Genomic DNA, 4,074 nt, shown 5'->3' on the forward strand with positions numbered 1-4,074 from the left:
CCCGTAGTCGATAGTCGGAAGCGGCCTCTCCCTGGACGCGGGGCCTGCACCTTCGTCGGCGGGAGGAGGCCGGGGCGCGGGCCGGCCGTGGCTGATGGCCGGGGGCGGCGGCTTCGGCGGTCTGGGGGCCTCCGGGTGCTGTGCCTTCGCGGCCTGGGCCCGCAGCGTGTCCACTTCCTTGCGCAGGCGGAGGACCTCCGCGGAGAGCTGGGCGTAGGAGTCGCGCACCAGCCCGTTGAACACGCGCTGCCGGCCCAGGGTCTCGTTGATCAACACCTGGCACGTCTTGCGGAAGGCCCATTTGGCCAGCAGCACCGCCTGCCCCATGCCGGCGCGGTGCGTGTGCAGCGGCAGGGCCCGCGTCGTGTCCGCGTTCTCCTCCAGCGCGTGCATGTTGAAACTCAGCGGCTCCACGCGCGGCTCCACGCCGTCCTCCGGCACCTCCGCCGGTTCCGACGTGGGCAGCCCGCGCACGCGCAGCCGCTCCTCGATGCGGGCCACCAGGGCCCTCGTGGGAATGTCCCGTCCGAGCAGCTTCATCGGTGTGTCTCCTCCACGATGCGCGCCATCTCTTCCCGGTACGCCGCGACCACCTGGGGCCACGTGTGCCGTTGCGCGTAGATGCGGGCCCTCTTGCCCATCGCGTCCCGGGCCTCGCCCACCTCGCGCAGCCCTTCCACGAACGACGCAAGCCCCCGGTACACCCGGCCCGCGCCACTGCGCTCCACCTGTCCCACGAGCACCTCCGAGTGCCCGTTCACCAGCACCGGCGTCCCCTGCGCGAACGCCTCCAGCGTCAGGAGCGACAGGCTCTCGAACTTCGACGGCACCACCACCGCCAGCGCTCCCGCCAGCGCGTCGTGCTTGTCCTGCTCGGAGATGCGCCCCACGTGCCGCACGCCCTCTCCGCTCACGTCCATGTGCGCTTCGCCCGCGAGCACCAACTCCGGCGCGTCCTGGTAGCGCTCCCGCAGCTGGCGGTGGAACTTCAGCAGGTCCGGCACGCCCTTGCCCGGCTCCAGCCGGCCCACGTAGAGCAGGTAGCGGCCGTGCACGCCGTACTTCGCCCGGAAGCGGTCGGGCACCGACGGCAGCGCGTCCACGCCCACGCCCACCACGCGCGCCCGCGCATGGTTCGGGTGGAAGCGCCCGAGCATCTCGACCTCCTCCGGCGTGTTGCACATCAGCACCCGGGGACGGTTGAACACGTCCCCATAGACGCCGAAGCGGATGGGCGGCTCGTCATGCGCGGTGGGCACCAGCAGCGCGCGGTCCGACACCAGCGGCAGCCCCCACGCCGTGGGCGCGTAGAGGTACGTGAAGAACAGGTAGCCGTCGTACGCGTCCTGCGTGGTGGCCAGGTGCTCCATCAGCCCGGGGCTCAGCGGGCCCTGCTCGGCCACCCACTGCTCTTCACGCAGTCGCTCGTTGCCGTGCCCGAACACGTGGCGCGACATGTCGTTGAATGCGTGGATGTTGCGCGTGCGCGTCACCGGGAAGCGCAGCACCTTCGTGCGGCCAAAGCGGTCCTCGCCGGGCGGGAAGGTGTTCTCCCACGTCAGGTGGTTCTTCGCGCAGGTCGTCACCACCGTGACGTCCCAGTGCGGCGCCAGGTGCTCCGCCACCTGCGCGGCGTGGCTCTCCGCTCCGCCCGTCACCTCGCCAAAGCGCTGCACCACCAGCGCCACGCGCGGCCGCTTCGCCGGGGCCTTGCGCGGACGGGGCGGCGGCGCCACCACACCCTCCAGCGCTCGCGTGAGCGACACCTGCGCGGCCGTGGGGGAGAAGTGCTGGAGCCGGCGCGCCTGGCCGTCGAGCACCGACTTGCGCAGGTCCTTGTCCTCGCACAGGTCCACCACCAGCTCCGCGAGGAACGCGTAGCGCTTCTGGTCGAACGCGATGCCCGCGCCGCCCAGCGTCTCCGGCACCGCGGCCGCCGCGTACGCCAGCACAGGCACTTCGGAGGCCATGGCCTCGATGATGGGCACGCTGAAGCCCTCGTGCTCGCTCATGGAGACGAACACGGACGCGGAGCGGTACACGGCCACCAGCTCCGGATGCGACAGGCGCCCCAGGAAGTGCACTCCGCTCAAGTCCTTCATCTCGCGCTGGAGCGACTTGAAGTAGCGGCTGCCCGGCTCGTAGCCGCCGACAATCAGCAGGCGCGCCTGGGGACGGATGCGAAGCAGTTCCCGGTGCAGCGCGAGCAGGTCCTCGAAGCGCTTGTGCGGCATCACCCGGCTCACCGACACCAGGGTGGGGCCGGGCCCGGCCAGCTCCGCGAGCTTCGCCGCATCCGCCACGGACGCGGCGAAGCGCTCCTGCTCGATGAGGAGCTGCACGGTGTGCACGTTGCGGTGGCCCGCGACGCGCAGCTCCGCGCTGTTGTAGTCCGAGTCCCCGATGGACACGTCCAGGAAGGGCGCCATCGCGGCCACCTGCGCGCGGCCCGCAACCAGCGCGTGCTCCAGCGGCGTGTCCTGGTAGAAGCGCGCGGGGCTGATGTTGTGGAACACCACGCCGCGCTTGCAGTCCATGTGCATCAGCCGCCCGCTCAGCGGGGACGCGATGCCGTGGTGGTACAGCACCAGGTCATCCGGCTTCGGCTTCAGCGTGAAGACGTGGCGGGCCAGGCCCTGCAGCCCTCCGGCGACCTCTTCCGCGTAGATGTCTCCCACGTGCCCCATGCGGCGCAGCAGGAGTTGCAGGTGCAGCGCGGCCTGACCGGAGGCGTCGCCGGGGCCGAAGCTTGGGATCAACTGATGGACCGCCATGGAGGGCCGTGTGTACCACACGGGCATGGTATGAGGCGGCCCGTGTCGACCCCCGGACCCATCGCCTTCGACGCCACCCTGTGGGACGAGCCCACCACTGGTATCGGCCTGTACACCCGTTGCCTCGCGGAGGCGCTCGAAGCCCAGGGCGTCCGGCTGGACCGGATGGGCGCGCGCAAGTCCGGCGAACATCCGCGCGGCGTCCAGAAGCGAACGTCGTGGACGCTGGCCACGCTGCCCCGGCTGCTCAAGGCCACGCCGCCGCCCGTCTACCACGCGCTCAGCAACTTCAACCTGCCGCTGCGGCGCACGCCGGGCACCGCGTACGTGCTCACCGTGCACGACCTGGTGCCGTTGGATTTTCCGCACACCGTCTCCGCGCCGTACCGCTGGCAGTTCCGGCTGTGGCTCGCGCGCAGCCTGATGCTCGCGGACCGGCTGGTGTGCATCAGCGAGAGCACGCGCCAGGACCTGCTGCGCCGCTTCCCCCAGGTGGAGCCGCGCACCGTGGTGGTGCACAACGGCGTGGACCACGTGAACGCGACCCCTCTGAACGAGGCGGACGAGGAGTTCCTCCACGCGCTCAACCTGCCGAAGGACTACGTGCTGTACGCGGGCTCGCTCGACGTGCGCAAGAACGTGGAGCTGGTGCTGGAAGCGCAGGAGCGGCTGCACGCGCGCGGCCGGTCCTTCACGCTCGTGCTCGCGGGGCAGGCCTGGTACGGCTCCGGCAAGGTGGAGACGCGCATCGAGCGGCTGCGCTCGGAAGGCCTGGACGTGCGGCCCCTGGGCTACCAGACCCCCGCCATCTTCTACGCGCTGATGCGCCGCGCGGCGCTGTTCGTCTTCCCGTCGCGCTACGAGGGCTTCGGACTGCCGCCCCTGGAGGCCATGCGCCTGGGCACGCCCACGGTGGTGTCCACGGCGGGCTCGCTGCCGGAGGTGTGCGGTGACGCCGCGCCCGCGGTGGATCCAGACGACGCGGAAGGCCTGGCGGCGGTCATCGACCGGGTGCTGCGTTCGCCGGAGGAGCGCCGCGCGCTGTCGGAGGCGGGCCAGCGTCAGGCCGCGAAGTTCACCTGGGCCCGCACCGCGGAAGGGATGCGGGCCGCTTACGATGCGGCGCTGCGCCACCGGTAGGCGCCCGTGGTCAACCGGCCCGTGAAGGGCCTCCTGGAGGAACATGCGACTGCTCGTGTGGAGTGGAATCGTCTGCGGAATGCTGCTCGGGTGCGCGGGGTCGAACGCGGCGCGCAAGGACGAGGCCCAGGAGCCGGCCCCCACCGCCCAGCAGGAGGAG

Annotated in this window: 3 protein-coding genes; 1 reads left to right on the forward strand and 2 read right to left on the reverse strand. The window is 71.5% G+C overall.

Annotation, left to right across the window (positions count from 1 at the left end):
• The coding region (locus tag D7Y15_RS42545) for a hypothetical protein (RefSeq protein ID WP_233605308.1) at window positions 1-540 on the reverse strand (540 nt) is incomplete at its 3' end.
• On the reverse strand, window positions 537-2,774 hold the full coding sequence (locus D7Y15_RS42550; protein ID WP_121756120.1) for a glycosyltransferase family 4 protein: 2,238 nt from the start codon (window positions 2,772-2,774) through the stop codon (window positions 537-539). The genes D7Y15_RS42550 and D7Y15_RS42545, both read right to left, overlap by 4 nt.
• Before the next feature lie 30 nt (window positions 2,775-2,804).
• Between D7Y15_RS42550 and D7Y15_RS42555 the strand changes: the two genes are divergently transcribed.
• Window positions 2,805-3,914, forward strand: a complete 1,110-nt coding sequence (locus D7Y15_RS42555) for a glycosyltransferase family 1 protein (RefSeq protein WP_121756119.1) — start codon at window positions 2,805-2,807, stop codon at window positions 3,912-3,914.
• Window positions 3,915-4,074 lie beyond the last annotated feature (160 nt).

This window comes from Corallococcus sp. AB030 (assembly GCF_003668965.1).
GTDB classification, from domain to species: Bacteria; Myxococcota; Myxococcia; order Myxococcales; family Myxococcaceae; genus Corallococcus; species Corallococcus exiguus.